Annotated in this window: 17 protein-coding genes; 9 read left to right on the top strand and 8 right to left on the bottom strand. The window is 60.9% G+C overall.

From position 1 onward, the window contains the following. Positions 1-20 precede the first annotated feature (20 nt). A complete protein-coding gene (locus CKW07_RS12170) occupies positions 21-596 on the bottom strand; it encodes an NAD(P)H-dependent oxidoreductase (RefSeq protein WP_095145118.1) in 576 nt (191 codons plus the stop codon). A 223-nt stretch (positions 597-819) separates the two neighbouring features. Here CKW07_RS12170 and kynB point away from each other — a divergent pair, with 223 nt between their 5' ends. Continuing rightward, the gene (gene kynB, locus CKW07_RS12165; protein WP_095081768.1) at positions 820-1,485 is read left to right on the top strand and encodes an arylformamidase; all 666 of its coding nucleotides are present in this window, start codon (positions 820-822) and stop codon (positions 1,483-1,485) included. After that, positions 1,482-2,336, top strand: coding sequence for a tryptophan 2,3-dioxygenase (gene kynA, locus CKW07_RS12160; protein ID WP_095145117.1), 855 nt, complete (start codon positions 1,482-1,484; stop codon positions 2,334-2,336). Before kynB ends, kynA begins: the two co-directional genes overlap by 4 nt. A 62-nt stretch (positions 2,337-2,398) precedes the next feature. Here kynA and CKW07_RS12155 read toward each other — a convergent pair whose 3' ends face one another. The 4 genes from CKW07_RS12155 to antA form a co-directional block, all read right to left on the bottom strand. Next, the gene (locus tag CKW07_RS12155) at positions 2,399-3,802 is read right to left on the bottom strand and encodes an amino acid permease (RefSeq protein WP_095145116.1); all 1,404 of its coding nucleotides are present in this window, start codon (positions 3,800-3,802) and stop codon (positions 2,399-2,401) included. Between the two features lie 77 nt (positions 3,803-3,879). Then, the gene (gene antC, locus CKW07_RS12150; protein ID WP_095145115.1) at positions 3,880-4,902 is read right to left on the bottom strand and encodes an anthranilate 1,2-dioxygenase electron transfer component AntC; all 1,023 of its coding nucleotides are present in this window, start codon (positions 4,900-4,902) and stop codon (positions 3,880-3,882) included. 18 nt (positions 4,903-4,920) lie between these two features. Continuing rightward, complete coding sequence (antB, locus tag CKW07_RS12145; RefSeq protein WP_095145114.1) at positions 4,921-5,412, bottom strand: anthranilate 1,2-dioxygenase small subunit; 492 nt, start codon at positions 5,410-5,412, stop codon at positions 4,921-4,923. 2 nt (positions 5,413-5,414) lie between these two features. Further along, entirely contained in the window at positions 5,415-6,803 is a 1,389-nt protein-coding gene (gene antA, locus CKW07_RS12140; protein WP_095145113.1) for an anthranilate 1,2-dioxygenase large subunit, read from the bottom strand. Between the two features lie 525 nt (positions 6,804-7,328). On the opposite strand from antA, the gene CKW07_RS12135 reads away from it, so the two are divergent. After that, positions 7,329-8,342 carry an AraC family transcriptional regulator gene (locus tag CKW07_RS12135; RefSeq protein ID WP_095145112.1) on the top strand — a complete coding sequence of 338 codons (1,014 nt, stop codon included), beginning with the start codon at positions 7,329-7,331 and terminating at the stop codon, positions 8,340-8,342. Positions 8,343-8,355: 13 nt separating this feature from the next. Here CKW07_RS12135 and CKW07_RS12130 read toward each other — a convergent pair whose 3' ends face one another. After that, on the bottom strand, positions 8,356-8,829 hold the full coding sequence (locus CKW07_RS12130) for an Lrp/AsnC family transcriptional regulator (protein ID WP_095081759.1): 474 nt from the start codon (positions 8,827-8,829) through the stop codon (positions 8,356-8,358). Between the two features lie 186 nt (positions 8,830-9,015). Here CKW07_RS12130 and kynU point away from each other — a divergent pair, with 186 nt between their 5' ends. Then, positions 9,016-10,266, top strand: a complete 1,251-nt coding sequence (gene kynU, locus CKW07_RS12125; protein WP_095145111.1) for a kynureninase — start codon at positions 9,016-9,018, stop codon at positions 10,264-10,266. A 196-nt stretch (positions 10,267-10,462) separates the two neighbouring features. Then, entirely contained in the window at positions 10,463-11,875 is a 1,413-nt protein-coding gene (locus tag CKW07_RS12120) for an amino acid permease (RefSeq protein WP_095145110.1), read from the top strand. Between the two features lie 71 nt (positions 11,876-11,946). Here the strand turns inward: CKW07_RS12120 and CKW07_RS12115 are convergent, their stop codons facing one another. Further along, positions 11,947-12,261: a putative quinol monooxygenase gene (locus CKW07_RS12115; RefSeq protein WP_095145109.1), complete on the bottom strand. Its 315-nt coding sequence runs from the start codon at positions 12,259-12,261 to the stop codon at positions 11,947-11,949. A 204-nt stretch (positions 12,262-12,465) separates the two neighbouring features. Here CKW07_RS12115 and CKW07_RS12110 point away from each other — a divergent pair, with 204 nt between their 5' ends. The 4 genes from CKW07_RS12110 to CKW07_RS12095 all read left to right on the top strand — a co-directional run bounded on the left by CKW07_RS12110 (position 12,466) and on the right by CKW07_RS12095 (position 16,368). Then, positions 12,466-13,056: an NAD(P)H-dependent oxidoreductase gene (locus CKW07_RS12110; RefSeq protein WP_095145108.1), complete on the top strand. Its 591-nt coding sequence runs from the start codon at positions 12,466-12,468 to the stop codon at positions 13,054-13,056. Positions 13,057-13,114: 58 nt separating this feature from the next. Then, positions 13,115-14,026 carry a LysR family transcriptional regulator gene (locus tag CKW07_RS12105; protein WP_095145107.1) on the top strand — a complete coding sequence of 304 codons (912 nt, stop codon included), beginning with the start codon at positions 13,115-13,117 and terminating at the stop codon, positions 14,024-14,026. 196 nt (positions 14,027-14,222) lie between these two features. Then, the gene (gene ggt / locus CKW07_RS12100) at positions 14,223-15,890 is read left to right on the top strand and encodes a gamma-glutamyltransferase (protein ID WP_095145106.1); all 1,668 of its coding nucleotides are present in this window, start codon (positions 14,223-14,225) and stop codon (positions 15,888-15,890) included. 109 nt (positions 15,891-15,999) lie between these two features. After that, entirely contained in the window at positions 16,000-16,368 is a 369-nt protein-coding gene (locus CKW07_RS12095; protein ID WP_095145105.1) for a glyoxalase superfamily protein, read from the top strand. A 3-nt stretch (positions 16,369-16,371) separates the two neighbouring features. On the opposite strand, the gene CKW07_RS12090 is transcribed toward CKW07_RS12095, so the two are convergent. Next, complete coding sequence (locus CKW07_RS12090) at positions 16,372-17,400, bottom strand: AraC family transcriptional regulator (protein ID WP_095145104.1); 1,029 nt, start codon at positions 17,398-17,400, stop codon at positions 16,372-16,374. Positions 17,401-17,461 lie beyond the last annotated feature (61 nt).

Genomic DNA, 17,461 nt, shown 5'->3' with positions numbered 1-17,461 from the left:
CCGCCGATTATCTCCGAGACTTAGCCCTCAGCGATAGCCTGCGCCTGCATCAACCAATTGTTCCGTTGCCGTGGCGTTGAGTTGAGCACCGGGCCGAAGGTCAGGGTGTTCAGCGGTCTGATGCCGCAAAAGGCCAGGGTGGTCTTGCGCATTTGATGCACGCCGGGCATGCGATAGATCCAGCGGTAATACCAGGGCGGTGTGTCCATGGTCACCAGCAGGTCGGCGGTACGACCCTGCAGCAGCTTGTCTGGAAAGGCCTTGCCGGGACGGTACTTGAAGGCGAAGCCAGGTAGGAACACCCGGTCGAAAAAGCCCTTGAGCAACGCTGGAATCGCCCCCCACCAGATCGGGTACACAAAGGTCAGGTGTTCGGCCCAGGTGATGTCCGCCTGAGCCTTCAACAGGTCGGCTTCCAGCGGCTGAACCTGCTGGTAGCCCTCGCGCAAAATCGGGTCGAAACTCAAGGCGCCCAGGCGCAGCTCGCGAACCTCATGCCCGGCACTGTTTGCCGCCTGCGCATAGCGGTCGGCCAGGGCGCCGCAAAAACTGTTACTGGAAGGGTGGCCGAGAATCACCAGTATCCGTTTGCCCATGTGCTTCTCCCTGGAAGGTAAAACCAGGAGGATAAAGTCGACCCCTTGGGGGAGAGTCAAGATCCTTGGATAGCAGCTGTAGCATCCATTGAAATTTCTATCCGATAAACTCCGTTTTTTTAGCATTAAGTGCGAAACATTTGGCCGTTGCCGAAGGATTTCGCAAGAAAGTTGACGGGTTTCACTCGTATCATTCACGGGTGAGCAGGCCGAGATTCCAACAATGAAAACTACACCATCGTGGTGGGACATCAGTCCCCCCTTGAGCACCGCAACCCCCACGTGGCCGGGTGATACGCCGTTTCAGGAAGAGCGCGTGTGGACGTTCGGGCCCGAGTGCCCGGTCAACGTCGGCCGCGTTACCCTGTCTCCCCACACCGGGGCCCACGTCGATGCACCGCTGCATTACCGCCCCGACGGCGCGCCGATTGGCGAGGTGTCGCTGGAGGTCTACATGGGCCCGTGCCGCGTCCTGCACTGCCTGGACAGCGGCGCCCTGGTTCAGCCCGGGCAACTGCAAGGCCGGTTGGCCAATGTGCCGGCGCGCGTGCTGCTGCGCACCTATCGACAGGCCCCCCTGGCGACCTGGGACCCGGACTTCACGGCGGTCGCCAAGGAAACCGTCGAGCTGCTGTCGAGCCTGGGTGTGCGCTTGATCGGTATCGATACGCCGTCGCTGGACCCCCAGCAATCCAAGACCATGGATGCGCACAACGCCGTGGCCCGCCATGGCATGGCGATCCTCGAGGGCATCGTGCTCGATGAGGTGCCGGAAGGCGACTACGAGCTGATCGCGCTACCGCTGCGCTTCGCCAATCTGGACGCCAGCCCGGTTCGGGCGATCCTGCGTCCACTCCCTACACTGCAACCTGAGGAGTCGGTTCGATGAGCCAATGTCCCTATTCACCGGGCAACCCGACAGACGAATGGCATAACGCCGAGCTGAATTTTTCCGACTCCATGAGTTACGGCGACTACCTGGACCTGGGCAAGATTCTCAGCGCCCAGCATCCGCTGTCCCCGGACCATAACGAAATGCTGTTCATCATCCAGCACCAGACATCCGAGCTGTGGATGAAACTGATGCTGCACGAGCTCAAGGCTGCCCGCGAACACGTTCGCTTGGGTGAGCTGCCGCCGGCGTTCAAGATGCTGGCGCGGGTGTCGCGGATTTTCGATCAGCTGGTGCATGCCTGGACCGTGCTGGCGACCATGACCCCAACCGAATACCACGCGATCCGGCCGTTCCTGGGGCAGTCGTCGGGCTTCCAGTCGTTCCAGTACCGCGAGATCGAGTTCATCCTCGGCAACAAGAGTGCAACGCTGCTGCGCCCGCATGCCCACCGCCCGGAACTGTTGGCGGAACTGGAGAAGTCGATCGCCACACCGTCACTGTATGACGAGGCGATTCACTTGATGGCCCGCGCGGGGCTGGCGATTGATCCGCAGCGTTTGACCTGCGACCCGACCCAGCCGACTGCGCATGACGCCACAGTCGAAGCGGCTTGGCGTGTGGTCTACAAAGACCCTACGCAGTACTGGGACCTGTATCAGTTGGCCGAGAAGTTCATCGACCTCGAAGACTCGTTCCGCCAGTGGCGCTTCCGCCACGTCACCACGGTTGAACGGATCATCGGCTTCCAGCCGGGCACCGGTGGTACGGAAGGCGTCGGCTACCTGCGCAAGATGCTCGACACTGTGTTGTTCCCAGAACTGTGGCGAGTGCGGTCGACCCTCTGACCGGTCAATAAAAAGCCCCGGCATTCAGTGAATACCGGGGCTTTTTACTGACTGGCGAACGCTTATTGAGTGACCGATAAGGCGCGAGTGCGAGCCACGCGCATCCGGTAGGCCACGAACAGGATCGCGACCCAGACCGGGATGGCGAACACCGATGCCCGAATGCCTGGAATCATCAGCAAGACGCAGATGATCACGGCCATGAAGGCCAGGCACAGGTAGTTGGTGTACGGTGACCAGAATGCCTTGAAGCCCGGGACGATGCCTTTTAGCTTCATCGCCTTGCGGAACTTCAGGTGCGTCAGGCTGATCAGCGCCCAGTTGATCATCAACGAGGCAACCACCAGGGCCATCAACAACTCCAGCGCTCCATGGGGGGCCACGTAGTTGACCACCACGCACAGCATAGTGACCAGTGCCGACACACCCAGCGCCAGCAATGGAACGCCTTGCTTGTTCAGCTTCATCAGCTTTTTCGGCGCATCGCCCTGTTCTGCCAGGCCGTACAGCATGCGGCTGTTGCAGTAGACGCCGCTGTTGTACACCGACAGCGCGGCGGTGAGGACTACGAAATTGAGGATTTGCGCGGCGGTGTCGCTGCCGATCAGGGCAAAGATCTGCACGAACGGGCTGCCACTGTAGGCATCGCCGGACGCGCCAAGGGTCTGCAGCAGTTGGTCCCATGGGTACAACGACAGCAGCACGGTGAGGGCGCCGACGTAGAAGATCAACACGCGGTAAACCACCTGGTTGATCGCCTTGGGAATCACTTTGCGTGGCTCGCTGGCTTCAGCCGCGGTGATACCCACCAGCTCCAGGCCGCCGAAGGAGAACATGATGAAGGCCATTGCCATCAACAGGCCGGTGGTGCCGTTAGGGAAGAACCCGCCGTGGTCCCACAGGTTGCTCACCGAGGCCTGCGGGCCGCCGGTGCCACTGAACAGCATGTAGCAGCCCAGGGCGATCATGCCGATGATCGCCACGACCTTGATGATCGCGAACCAGAACTCCATTTCACCGAAGACTTTCACGTTCATCGTGTTGATCAGGTTGACCAGCACGAAGAACACTGCGGCACTGACCCAGGTCGGCACCTCGGGCCACCAGAACTGGATGTACTTGCCGACCGCGGTCAGCTCCGCCATGCCCACCAGTACGTACAGTACCCAGTAGTTCCAGCCCGACAGGAAGCCGGCAAAACCACCCCAGTAGTTATGCGCGAAGTGACTGAAGGAACCGGCGACCGGCTCCTCGACAATCATTTCGCCCAGCTGGCGCATGATCAGGAAGGCGATAAACCCGGCAATCGCATAGCCGAGAATCATGGAAGGCCCCGCTGACTTGAGTACGCCAGCGGAACCCAGGAATAACCCTGTACCAATTGCACCGCCCAATGCGATCAGCTGAATGTGTCTATTTTTCAGCCCCCGCTTGAGTTCGCCTTGTTGCTGTCTTTCATCCGCCATCTGGTTACCTTCTAGTTGTTTTGATCCGGCCTTGTTGCACCCCGACAGCTTATTCAATTACCGCCCGTTTGTGAGCGTCAGGCGTTGCTTTCGGTGAACTTTTCATAATAAAGCTGCACGTTTTCCAGGGATTGGCTCGCCAGCCAGGTCCTGATCGACTCGACCATGGGCGGAGGTCCGCAGACATACAGGTCGGCCGGGGCATCGCGCAGTTCGCTGGCATCGAAGTGTTCGGCGATGTAACCGCGCCTGCCCGTCCAGCAGGGTGTGGGTTCGCTGAGCACCTCGGTGTAGCGAAACCCCTGTATGCGCCGGGCATAGGCCCGGATGCGTTCGCCCTCGCACAGGTCGGCCGCCTCGCGCACACCGTAGTACAGGTGCACGGGGTGTTCGCAGCCGCGTTCGGCGATTTCATCCAGCATGCCCAGCAGGGCCGACAACCCCGTACCGCCCGCCACCAGCACCAGCGGCCGGGTGATGTGGCGCAGGTAAAACGCGCCCAGAGGCGCCTCCAGGGCGATCTGATCGCCGACCTGGCAGCGTTCGCGAATGTAGTTGCTCATCACCCCGTCCGGCAGCAGGCGAATCAGGAACTGCAACTGATTGCTGCTGGTCGGGCGGTTGGCGAACGAATAGGAGCGCAGGTTCGCGGTGCCCGGAATCAGCAGGCGGGCGTACTGCCCCGGTAGAAAGTCCAGCGGCTGGGCGCTGGCACCCAAGTCCAGGTGCAGGATCGCGGTGCTGGCCGATACCTGGGTAACCTGCGTCACGGTGCCGTTGAGTCGAGCGGGCTCGGCGGCATTGCACAGGCTGGAGGCAAAGTCGAAATAAAACGCCGCATCGGAGGTTATCCGGGTCTGGCAGGTGAGCATCTTGCGTTGTTGCAGGTCCAGGCTGGAAAGGGCGTCCTCGTCCACATAGTCCTGGCTGTAGTCGCCGGACTCACAGCGGCCCTGGCAGGTGCCACACACCCCTTCGCGGCAATCGAGCGGAATCCTGATGCCATTGCGCAGCGCCGCATCGAGCAATATCTCGTTGGCGTGCACGGGAAAAAACAGTGTTTTGCCATCGGCGAAACTGAACGCAACCTTGTGGTTCATGCCCCGGTCTCCATTGATTCAGAGGTGGTAGAAATCGAGCACCGAGTTGATGGTGTCGTTGAGCAGCAGCACATGCTTGCGGGCAATGACCCAGCTGTCGTGGTGCGGCTTGAGGCGATAGGTCGCGGTGCCGTAGAACTGCTCGGAGGTCGCCAGGCGATAGAACAGGGTGTGCCAGTTCAGTCGCACCTCCAGTTCACCCTGTGGCAGTTCGCTGATGCGCACGTTGTTGATCTGGTGCAGGGTGCGCGGCAAGGGTGTGGCAGAGGCTGCCTTGCCGGTGCGCAGGCGGAACACCCGGTCTTCCAGGCCCGAGCGGTTGGCGTAGTAGATCAGTGACATCTCGCGCTTGGGATCCTGGGTGTAGACATGCTCCGAATCCCACTGCGGCAGGTGAAACTCGCTGTTCTCGTCGAAGAGTGCGAGGTAGGCGTCCCACTCCTTGGCGTCGCACAGCTCGGATTTGCGGTAGAAAAACTGCTCGATCTGGTACTGCAATTGCGCATTCATGTTCACACCTCACGTAGCTTCAGGGATTTCGCGTCCAGGCCATCGAGCAGGAATCTCTGCCAGTTGCTGTGCTGGTTGACGTAAAGCCCTTCATGGGTGAACTCGGTGCCGGTCATGGCCGGGGCGATACCGATCGCTTCGCTGTTGGGCGTGGCGCCCGTGGCCCAGCGGTGGCTGCCGCGTGAAATATCGCTCCAGCGTTCCAGGCGAGCCTGGAAACCGCGCTGGGCTTCACGGAACTCCACCAGATCGTCCGGTGTGCCGAGGCCGGAGACGTTGAAGAAGTCCTCGAACTGGCGAATGCGGTTTTCGCGGTCGGCGTCCGACTCGTTCTTCACCCCCAGGCACTGGCTGATGATTTCGGTCTTGTTCCACGCCACCGGGCGGATGATGCGCAGCTGCGAGCTGATCTGGTCGAGGAAGAACAGGCTCGGGTAGATGTTCAGGTTGCGCAGCCGATGCATCATCCATTCGGCTTTTTCCTGGCCGTGCTCGTCGATCAGGCGCGGCATGATCGTGCTGTAGCCGGAGCGCACCGTCGGGTTGGGCATGTCACTGAACAGCACGCTGTGGCCGTTGTCGAAGGCGAACCAGCCGTCGTCGGTATTGGCGTCGCCGGCCCCCAGCTTGCTGTAGTCCAGGGTGCTGCCGGTGGCGGTGCCGTTGTCGCTGTTGACCTGCTGGCGATGCTGCACCGTGGCCACGTAGTTATAGTGGACCGTGCTGACGTGGTAGCCATCCAGGCCATTCTCGTTCTGCAGTTTCCAGTTGCCGTCGTAGGTGTAGGCCGACTTGCCGGGCAGCACTTCCAGTTCGCCGGTGGGCGACTGGGCGACCATCATGTCGAAGAACACTTTGGCGTCACCGAGGAAGTCTTCCAGGCTGTTGTCGCCGTGTACGTCCAGGCTGATGAACACGAACCCCTTGTAGCTCTGGATGCGAGCCTTCTTCAGGCCTCGGGTGGCCTTGTCGAACCCTTCGGGGTACTCGCCGGGCGCCTTGACCTTGACCAGGCGGCCGTCGCTCTTGTAGCACCAGGCATGGAACGGGCAGGTGAAGGTCGACTGGTTGCCCTTGCCGACCCGGGTCAACGTGGTGCCGCGATGCTGGCAGGCGTTGATCAGTGCGTTGAGCTGGCCGTCGCCGTCGCGCGTGATGATCATCGGCTGGCGCCCGGCACGCATGGTGATGAAGTCGTGGTTGTTGGCCAGCTCGCTTTCGTGGCAGGCGTAGATCCAGTTCTTCTCGAAGATCAGTTCCATTTCAAGGTCGAACAGCTGCGGCTCGGTGAAGATGTCCCGGGCGATGCGGAACACGCCCTCTGCCGGACGGAAGTCCAGGCAGCCTTCAATGAAGGTTTTCCATTGCTCGAAGTTTTTTTCGCCACTCATGGGTGTGCCCCTTTTTTATTCAGGCCAATCGATGAGCACATTAGAGAGAGAGGGGAGGGGGAGGGTCTATCCGCTTAGTCGGCGAAGGTAGTCCACATAGTTCGTGGGCGAGGCACGGCTTGAACGCGGATATTTGTAGGAGCGAGCACGCTCGCGATGAACTCAAGGGCGACGCGTTTTTTCAGACTGCACGCGTTATCGTTCACGTCCATCGCGAGCGTGCTCGCTCCTACAGTGATCGGCGTTAGGGGGTAACACTCGCATCAGATTGGGCAGCGAATACCCAAGCACCTGCACCATTCGATGAACGGCTGCCCCGGTGCGGCGCATTGAGGTACTGTTTTGCCCAGCCTGGAGTGCTGTTCAGGGGCATGCGCCGTGATCCGGGGCGTGCCTTATCCACATAGTTGGCGATTGCTATCCATCGGGTCAGCAGGCGCGTTGAGTGGTCTGGAACTTGCTCGCTTCACGCCAGAGGTGCGCCGTCAGAGCGCGCTGAAAAAATATTGCCGTGGGTGCGCCGTGATGAGTAGCAAAGCTGATCCGCAGTTTCGCGATATTCGTATCGATCACTATGACCTTGAAGGGGCCAGGACCTGGATGTCGGGGATCTGCGGCCCGCATCGCCTTGAAACCACGACGCCGGAGCGGATCCGCTTTCATCACAGCGCCAATGTGTTCAAGTCCATGGCCACCACCCTGGGCACGATCGAGTACGGCACCGATGTGACCGTCGACATTGAAGACGCCGAGCACTTCAGCAGCTACAGCCTCAGCCTGCCGCTGGTGGGCGAGCAGGAGCTGCGCAAGGACGGCACGCTGCTCAAGTCCAACCGCGATCAAGGGGTGATCATTTCGCCGAATGAAAGCCAGATGCTGGCGATCTCCGGTGACTGTCGCAAGCTTCAGGTGGTGATCACCCGCGCCGCCATGAGCGAGTCGCTGGAAGGGATCCTGCAGCACCCGCTGGATGCGCCGCTGCGCTTCGAACCGGTGATGGACGCGGTGGACGGCGCGTCGGCGGCGTGGTGGCGCATGGCGCGGTATTTCATCGCGGAACTGGAGCACAGCAATGTGCTGTTCGATCAGGTGACCTTCACACGGGACCTCGAAAGCTCGTTGATCAAGGGCCTGATCCTCGCCCAGCCGAACAATTACTCCGAGGAGCTGCGCCAGGTGTTGGCGGTGAAGGTGCCGCACTATCTGGTCCGGGCCAAGCAGTACATCCACGACAACGCCCGCGAAGCGGTGCACCTGGAAGATATCGAAGCGGCGGCGGGGGTTTCCCGGTTCAAGTTGTTCGAAGCGTTCAGGAAGTACTTCGCCCTGTCACCGATGGCCTATCTGAAGAAACATCGGTTGAACGCGGTGCGTCAGGATCTGCTTGAGCATGGCCAGGCGCGCAATATCTCGGAGATCGCCATGGCCTGGGGCTTTACCCACATGGGCCGCTTTTCCGCCGAGTACCGCAAGCTGTTCGACGAATCCCCCAGCGCCACCGTGCAGCGTCACGAAGCCCGGCGTATGCGCGGGCTTTGAGTGAGTCGGTGTCTTACTTGCGGGCAACCAGATCGAGCAGGTTGACCCGTTCCTTGATTTTTTGCAGGACGATTTCCGAACGGATATCGGTCACCCCCGCCGTGCGGTTGAGCTTGTTGACGATGAAATCCGAGAAGTGCTTGAGGTTGCGTGCCTGGATCCGCAGCACGTAGTTGCTGGCACCGGTAATCACGTAGGCGGTGGTCACTTCCGGCCAGTCCTGGACCTTCTTGATGAAGGTCTCGTGCCAGTCGTCGATGTCCTGGCGCAGGGACACATGGACGATGGCTTCCAGCTCCACGCCCAAGCGTTCGGCGCTCAGTTCGGCGCGATAACCGGTGATGATCCCCTCGCTTTCCAGCAGGCGTAAACGACGCAGGCAGGCCGAGGGCGATAGCGCGACTTTCTCCGCCAGTTCCTGGTTGCTGATACGGCCATCCTGCTGCAGGTAATGCAGGATCCGCAGGTCTGTGGAGTCGAGTGTCATGGGTTGAATAAATCCGCGGTTTTTTGAGTTGGATTCGAATTATCTTCGAGATAACTACTATATGACCTGCCACTTTGCACGAAAATTCTGCAAAGGTTCGTTCATTATTTGCTCATCGTGCAGGCATGGAAAACCCCGGAATACGGTAGCCACCGGCCGCATGTCACTTAAAGAACAGGACCGACAATGACCACAAGAAACGATTGCCTGGCGCTCGATGCGCAGGACTCCCTGGCCCCTTTGCGTGATCAGTTTGCCCTGCCCGAGGGCGTGATCTACCTCGACGGCAACTCCTTGGGCGCCCGCCCGGTTGCGGCCCTTGAGCGCGCCCGGGCGGTGATTGCCCAGGAGTGGGGCGATGGTTTGATCCGCAGTTGGAACAGCGCCGGCTGGCGCGATCTGCCGCAGCGCCTGGGCGATCGCCTGGCCGGGCTGATCGGTGCCGGTGAAGGCGAAGTGGTGATCACCGATACCACCTCGATCAACCTGTTCAAGGTGCTCGGCGCGGCCTTGCGCGTGCAAGCCTCGCGAGCGCCTGAGCGGCGGGTGATTGTCAGTGAGTCGAGCAACTTCCCCACCGATCTGTACATTGCCGAAGGGCTGATGGACTTGCTGCAACAGGGCTACAGCCTGCGTCTGGTGGACAGCCCGCAAGCGCTGGCGCAGGCGATTGACCAAGACGTCGCCGTGGTGATGCTGACCCACGTCAACTACAAGACCGGCTATATGCACGACATGCAGGCCACGACCACGCTGATCCACGAATGTGGCGCGCTGGCGGTCTGGGACCTGGCTCACTCGGCTGGCGCGGTGCCGGTGGACCTGCGCCAGGCCGGTGCGGACTACGCCATCGGTTGCACCTACAAATACCTCAACGGCGGCCCGGGTTCGCAAGCGTTCGTCTGGGTCTCGCCGCAGCTGTGCGATCTGGTCACGCAGCCGTTGTCGGGCTGGTTCGGCCACGCCCGCCAGTTCGACATGGCGTCGGGTTACGAGCCGAGCCGCGGCATTGCCCGTTACCTGTGCGGCACACAGCCGATCACTTCGCTGGCCATGGTCGAGTGCGGCCTGGACATTTTCGCCCAGACCGACATGGCCAGCCTGCGCCGTAAATCCCTGGCCCTGACCGACCTGTTCATCGCGTTGGTCGAGGAGCGTTGCGCCGCCCACGACTTGAAGCTGATCACCCCACGTGAGCACGCCCGACGCGGCAGCCATGTCAGCTTCGAACACCCGCAAGGTTACGCGGTGATTCAGGCCCTGATCGCCCAAGGCGTGATCGGTGACTACCGTGAGCCGCGGATCATGCGCTTCGGTTTCACCCCGCTGTACACCAGCTTCACCGAAGTGTTCGATGCGGTGCAGATCCTGGGTGACATTCTCGACCAGAAGACCTGGGCGCAAGCGCAGTTCCAGGTTCGTCACAGCGTGACCTGAGTTCCTGGCACCGGACAACCAGTAGGAGCAGCCGGTCGACGTTCGAGTGCTCGCGATGGACTTTAACGATAACGCGCGCTTTCTGAATGAACGCGGCGCTCTCGGGTCCATCGCGAGCACGCTCGCTCCTACAGGGGGGGATCCGTTTTTACCCACGATGTGCTCTTAAAAAAACAAGTATTCAGAGGACAGACACATGAGCGAAGCCAGCGGCTTTGACACGATTTCCAACCGCGAGCATGGCCTCAGGCGTCAGCTCACTTCCGGACAGATGAGCATGATCGCCATTGGCGGGGCGATCGGCACCGGGCTGTTCATGGGCAGTGCCTATGCCATCGGCTATGCCGGACCGAGCGTGCTGCTCAGCTACGCCATTGGCGCGATCATCACGTTGCTGTTGATGGGCTGCCTGGCGGAAATGACCGTGGCCCATTCCACTTCCGGTTCCTTCGGCGCCTATGCCGAGTTCTACGTCAGCCCCCTGGCCGGGTTCCTGGTGCGCTATGCCTATTGGGCGGCGATTGTGCTGGCGGTCGGCACGGAAGTGACAGCGGTGGCGATGTACATGAAGTACTGGTTCGCCAACGTGCCTGAATGGATCTGGATCGTCTCGTTCTCCAGTGTATTGATCGTGCTCAACGCCATCAGCGTGAAGACCTTCGGTACCTTCGAGTACTGGTTCTCGACCATCAAGATCGCGGCGATTGTCGGCTTCATCATCCTGGCGGTGTACGTGGTGTTCGGTTCCGGCAACCCGGATTACGGCGTGCAGCATTACACCGCTCACGGCGGCTTTTTCCCCCATGGCCTGCAAGGGATGTGGGTGGCAGTAATCGTGTCGATCTTCAGCTACCTGAGCGTGGAAATGATCGCGGTGGCGGCCGGTGAAGCCGAGGACCCGGAGCGGGCGGTCAAGAAAGCCTTCCGCGCGACCATGGTACGGCTGGTGGTGTTTTACCTGCTGACCCTGGCCCTGATGCTGGCGATCGTGCCCTGGGTACAGGCCGGTCAGACCCAGAGCCCGTTCGTCACGGTGATGCAAACCATCGGCATTCCCGGCGCCACCGGGGTGATGAACTTCGTGATCCTGATCGCCGCCTTGTCAGCGATGAACAGCCAGCTCTACATCACCACACGCATGATGTTCAGCCTGTCCCGTGGCGGTTACGCGCCCAAGGCGATGGGCGCGTTGAGCAAGAGCGGCATCCCGTTCAATGCCTTGTTGCTGTCCAGTTCGGGCATTGCCCTGGCGACCTTGCTGAACGTGATGTACCCGGAAAGCTCCTTCACCTTGATGATGGCGATCTCCATGTTCGGCGCCATCTTCACCTGGTTCATGATCTTCCTGACGCACTACTGTTTCCGCCGATATCACCAGCGTCACGGCGAGCGAAAGCTGTCGTTCCGCATGCGCCTGTTTCCCTACTCGACGCTGCTGGGGCTGGTGCTGATGGGGGCGGTGATGATCACCACCTACTTCACCGACGCGTTCAAGATGACCCTGGTGTTTGGCGTGCCGTTTCTGCTGATTCTGTCGTTGGTCTACGGGGTGTTTTTCCGCAAGAGCCGGGCCAGTGCAACGCAGGATCCCGTGCCTGACGAGGCTTGATCGGCTAGACACCCTGCTGCGGCTGCAAGGCCTGCAGCAGGGCCTGGGCGTGCTCGGTGGCCACCTGCTGGTCAACGGCTAGCGGATGAAGGGCTGAGCATCTCGATGGGACGGATGTCGAAGTCACGCTCCAGGTAGTCCATGCGTGTGTCGAAAAACGCCTTCATGTGCGGCAGGTTCGAGTGCACCTCCAGATGGGCCCGGGATTGCCAGATCTCATAGAAGATAAACAGTGTCGGGTCCTGCTGGTCGCGCAGCATGTGGTACTCGATGCAACCCGGTTCGGCGCGGCTGGGCTCGACGTAGGCACGGAACAGCGCTTCAAAGGCCTCGGCGTGTTCCGGGCGGGTTTTGGCGTGCAGGATGAAACCTTGGTGTGGGCTCATGGAGAACTTTTCTGGAAGGGAGGGAGGAAATTCTACGGCAACAATCGACTGGCTATTCGTGCGTATAGGTCAAATGTATTTTGCCGAAGCAGGGCTTATTCACGGGGGTGTCGATCGATACCCTGCCGTCATCGAATTGAACCTTCCCCGATTGCGCGAGTGATCCACCACGCGGCGCATCGGACCCAGATGATGAGGCTCCCCATGAAAAAAGTGCTATTGCTCAACGGCGGCAAGAAATTCGCCCACTCCGACGGCCGCTACAACGCCACCCTGCACGAAGCCGCCCTGAGCGTGCTGGACCGTGGCGGTGTCGATATCAAAGTGACCCACATCGACGAGGGTTACGACATTAGCGATGAAGTCAGCAAGTTCCTCTGGGCAGATGTGATCATTTACCAGATGCCAGGCTGGTGGATGGGCGCGCCCTGGACAGTGAAAAAGTACATCGACGAAGTCTTCACCGAAGGCCACGGCAGCCTCTATGCCAGTGACGGCCGCACCCGTTCCGACGCCTCGCAGAAGTACGGCAGCGGTGGCCTGATCCACGGCAAGCAGTACATGCTGTCGCTGACCTGGAATGCCCCGCAGCAAGCCTTCGACGATCCGACCGACTTCTTTGAAGCCAAGGGTGTGGACGCGGTGTATTTTCCGTTTCACAAGGCCAATGAGTTCCTTGGCATGACCGGCTTGCCGACTTTCCTGTGTGTCGACGTGATGAAGCGTCCGAACATTGAAGCCGACATCGCGCGCTACGAGCAGCACCTCAAGCAGGTGTTCAACTTGCCGGCGTGACCTGCGTTCTGCCCCGCATCCAGCTACTATCAGACCTGTTTTGATTGAAGGGGCACACGTGAAAGCCAGATCCGATGAGTTGCAGATTTTCGTCTGCGTGATCGAGTGCGGTTCGATTTCCGCGGCGGCCGAGCAGGTCGGGCAAACGCCCTCGGCGGTCAGCCGCACGCTGTCGCGACTGGAGGCCAAGCTCGACACCACGCTGATCAACCGCACCACGCGGCGCATGGACCTGACCGAAGAGGGCAAGTACTTCTTCGAGCAGGCCAAGCGGATCCTCGAGCAGATGGACGAGCTGGAAGAGCGCCTGTCGTCGCGGCACCAGACGCCCTCGGGGCGGCTGCGGATCAACGCCGCGTCGCCCTTCATGCTGCATGTCATCGTGCCCTACATCGATGAGTTCTGCCGCCTGTACCCGGACATCCAGCTGGAACTCAACAGCAACGACCTGATCATCGATCTGCTGGAGCAGAGCACCGACATCGCGATCCGCATCGGTGCCCTGGCGGATTCGACCCTGCATGCGCGCTCGCTGGGATGCAGTCCGTTGCACATCCTGGCCAGCCCGGCTTATCTGGAAAAACACGGCACCCCGACCAGCGTTGCACAGCTGGCCGGGCACCGGTTGCTGGGCTTCACCCAGACCGAAACCCTCAACCACTGGCCGTTGCGCCACGCGCACGGTGACCGCTGGCAGATTCAGCCGGGCATCAGTGCCTCCAGCGGCGAAACCTTGCGTCATCTGGCGCTAGAGGGGCAGGGCATCGCGTGCCTGTCGCACTTCATGACGATCGAAGATATCAAGGCCGGACGCCTCAAGCCGGTGCTGACCCAGGCCAACAGCGGCTACCGCCAGCCGATCAATGCGGTGTACTACCGCAACTCGCAACTGGCCCTGCGGATTCAGTGCTTTCTCGACTTCATCCAGGGCAAGCTGGCCGCTTATGCGAGTGAAGTGTTCGAAGGCTGACGCATGACCTTCGCGCAAGCGTGAATGAGGTAGAGCGAAGCCTTTTCAGCAGGGATCGGTTCGCAGTTGGATTGTCGGGCCGGGTCCCGTAGCAGGCTTCGGTGGTGGTGTGAATTCAGCACAAGGTGGACTTGCCCAAACCTTGTTACAAAGCCTAAGGTTCCTCCTGCCTCTATAACAAGAAAGGATGGATTCCATGCGTATTGTGTTGTTCAAGACCCTGGCCCTGGCGGCGGCGATTGCCGCCAGCTCGTCGTCGTTTGCTGCAATGCTGGAAGGCGGTGCCGTGGCTGCACCGAACCAGTACGGCGCCGATGTCGCGGCGCAAGTACTGAAGAAAGGCGGCAACGCCGTCGACGCCGCGGTGGCCACTGCGTTCACCCTGGCGGTGACCTACCCGGAAGCGGGGAACATTGGTGGCGGTGGTTTCATGACCCTGTTCATCGACGGCAAGCCGTACTTCCTCGACTACCGCGAGACGGCGCCCCAAGCCGCGACCCGCGACATGTACCTGAACGAGAAGGGCGAGGTCATCGAGAACCTCAGCCTGGTCGGCGCTCGCGCTGCCGGCGTACCGGGCACGGTGATGGGCCTGTGGGAAGCCCACAAGAAGTTCGGCAAGCTGCCCTGGAGCGAGCTGATTACCCCGGCCATCGGCTACGCCAAGACCGGTTTCAAAGTCGCGGACAAACAGTACCAGTACCGCGAAGATGCGCTGAAACTGTTCAACGGCACGACCAACTTCGCCGATTATTTTGGCAGCATGAAGCCCGGCGAAACCTTCCGCCAACCCGAACTGGCCGAGACCCTGGAGCGGATCGCCGACAAGGGCGCCAGCGAGTTTTACGAAGGCAAGACCGCCGACCTGCTGGTCGCGCAGATGAAGGCCGACAAGGGCCTGATCAGCAAGCAGGACCTGCACGACTACAAGGTCAACTGGCGTGAGCCGCTGACGGTCAACTGGCGCGGCAATACCCTGTACACCGCACCGCCACCGAGCTCCGGCGGTATCGCCCTGGCGCAGCTGATCGCCATCAAGGAAGACCGCGCCGCCGACTTCAAGGGCGTCGAACTGAACTCGGCGAAATACATTCACCTGCTCGCGGAAATCGAAAAACGCGTGTTCGCCGACCGTGCCGACTACCTTGGCGACCCGGCGTTTTCCGACGTGCCGGTCAAGCAGCTCACCGATCCTGCGTACCTGAAAAAACGCGCTGCCGAGGTCAACCCGAACGCCATTTCGCCGACCGAGAAAGTCCGTCCAGGCCTGGAACCGCATCAGACCACGCACTTCTCCATCGTTGATGCCGACGGCAATGCGGTGAGCAACACCTACACCCTGAACTGGGACTACGGCAGCGGTGTCGTGGTCAAAGGCGCGGGTTTCCTGCTCAACGATGAAATGGACGACTTCAGCTCCAAGCCCGGCGTGGCCAACGCCTTTGGTGTGGTCGGTGGCGACGCCAACGCCATCGCTCCGGGCAAGCGCATGCTGTCGTCGATGAGCCCCAGCCTGGTGACCCGTGATGGCAAGGTCACGCTGGTACTCGGCACGCCGGGTGGTTCGCGGATCTTCACCTCGATCTTCCAGGTGCTGAACAACCTGTATGACTACAACCTGCCGCTGGAAAAAGCCGTGGCCGCGCAACGCGTCCATCACCAGTTGCTGCCCAAGGACACGATCTACTTCGACGCCTACGCGCCCCTGACCGGCAAGGTCGCCGATGAGCTGAAAACCATGGGCTACACCCTGGAAGACCAGGGCTGGGAAATGGGCGATATCCAGGCGATCCGCGTCAATGGCAGCGCCCTGGAAACCGCCTCCGACCCTCGCGGGCGGGGTGTGGGTCAAGTCGTGAAGTAACGCCTGTCCGCCATGATCGTTCTCACGCGGGAGCGTGGGAACGATTTGGCGATCGTATCAAGGCTCGCTCCTTGTATAGGATGAGCCCCTTCACCCAGGGAGCAGCATCATGCGTTTTGGAAAAACCACCCCCATCCTGCGGATCTTCGACGAGGCCAAGGCGTTGGAGTTTTACGTCGATTTTCTAGGCTTCAGCCTCGACTGGCAGCACCGCTTCGAGGCGAATTTCCCGCTGTATCTGCAGGTGTCGCGGGGCGATTGTGTGCTGCACTTGTCCGAACATCATGGCGACGCCACACCGGGGTCGGCATTGCGCATCGAGACCGATGAACTGCCAGCGTTCCACCAGCAGTTGCTGGCCAAGGATTATCGCTATGCCCATCCCGAGATCCAGACCATGCCCTGGGGCAGTCAGGACATGACGATCAACGATCCGTTCGGCAACCGGCTGGTGTTCACCAACGCGATCTGCGTTTGAGCCTCAGGCTTCGTCCGGCGCGCGGTGCATCTGGCGGAACTCGCCAGGTGGCATCCCGCGTCGGCTTTTGAAGGTGCGGTGAAACGAACGCGGTTCGGTGAAGCCCAGGTACTGGGCGATGTCCTGGATCGGCAAGGCGCTGTTGAGCAGGTAGTGCTCGGCCAGTTCCTGGCGCAGGTCATCGAGGATTTGCTGGTAAGTGGTACCGGCCTGGTGCAACTGGCGTTGCAGGGTGCGCACCGACACGGCGAACTGTTCGGCAACCTGTTCCTTGCGCGGCAGCCCTTCCTTGAGCAACTGGCGCAGGATGTTCTTCACCCGTTGCTCCAGGGACGCGTCTTCCAGCGTGGCCATTAAACCCAGGGCGTGTTCCTCCAGGGTGCGCAGCAATTGCGCATCGGCCTGGCGCAGGGGTAACTGCAGGTAGGGCAGCGGGGTAATGAGCGCCGAGTACGGCCGGTTGAACAGCACCGGGCAGTCGAAGAATTGCTCGTATTGCGCCAGGTCCGTGTCCGCCGGCATGCCGTGCTCGAACCAGATCGCGGCGGGTGAGAGCTGGGTGTCAGCAATCCAGCGCGCATATTGCAGCCAGGACCCCAGGACATTTTCCACCAGGTGCCGACGGATTCGCGGGCGTTGATGGCGACAGGTCCAGATCAGGTGCACGTGGTCGCCCTGGAGTTCGGCGCGGCTGACCCCCATGTCGCCCACCAGCTTCTCGAAGGGCATGATCCGGCTCATGGCATCGCCCAGGGTCGCGCAGTTCATGGTGATGTAGCCCAGCACGCTCCAGGAGTTGGGCAGGACAAAACGCGCCGAATTGAGCCCGAACAACGGGTCGCCCGAGTGTTCGCAGAAGTAGTCGAGCAAGCGTTCATGGGCTTCGCCCGGCAAGCGCAGGCTGTTGTCGCTCAATTGTCGGGCCTGCAACCCGGCCGCCGCCAACGCAGGCTCGATGGCCACGCCCAGCTGTTCGGCGTGACGCACGTATTTGAGCAGCGGGGGAACCGAGGTGTAGCCAAGGGATTGCATGATCGGGTTCCTTTGATCGAGGCACGCGCTGGCGCGGGCGAATACCCTGAAAGGTAATTTG

Source organism: Pseudomonas sp. Irchel s3b6, assembly GCF_900187415.1.
Lineage (GTDB): Bacteria > Pseudomonadota > Gammaproteobacteria > Pseudomonadales > Pseudomonadaceae > Aquipseudomonas.
This window is presented reverse-complemented; position numbering and strand designations above follow the sequence as displayed.